Origin of the sequence: Tepidimonas sp., from assembly GCF_046292505.1 — a bacterium.
Taxonomy (GTDB): Bacteria; Pseudomonadota; Gammaproteobacteria; order Burkholderiales; family Burkholderiaceae_C; genus Tepidimonas.
On record NZ_JBKBQX010000227.1, the window covers coordinates 1 to 259 of the forward strand.

Consider the following 259-nt stretch of genomic DNA (forward strand, 5'->3'; position numbering starts at 1 on the left):
GCCGGCGTGGATGACAGTATCCTGAAATTCTCCGGCCCGGCCATCGTCTGCGAAAGCCAGGAAGAAGCCTGCAAGCGCATCCTCGGCAAGCAGGTGAAGGCGGGTGATGTCGTCATCGTGCGCTATGAAGGCCCGCGCGGCGGCCCCGGCATGCAGGAAATGCTCTACCCGACCTCGTATCTGAAATCGATGCGGCTCGGCAAGGAATGTGCTCTGATCACGGATGGCCGCTTCTCCGGCGGCACGTCCGGCCTCTCCA

General features: G+C 62.9%; 1 protein-coding gene. It reads left to right on the plus strand.

Annotated elements, in window-relative coordinates; translation table 11 throughout:
• Window positions 1–259, plus strand: a 259-nt coding sequence (locus ACK4TH_RS12930; RefSeq protein ID WP_409627021.1) for a dihydroxy-acid dehydratase, incomplete at both ends; no start/stop codon positions are given.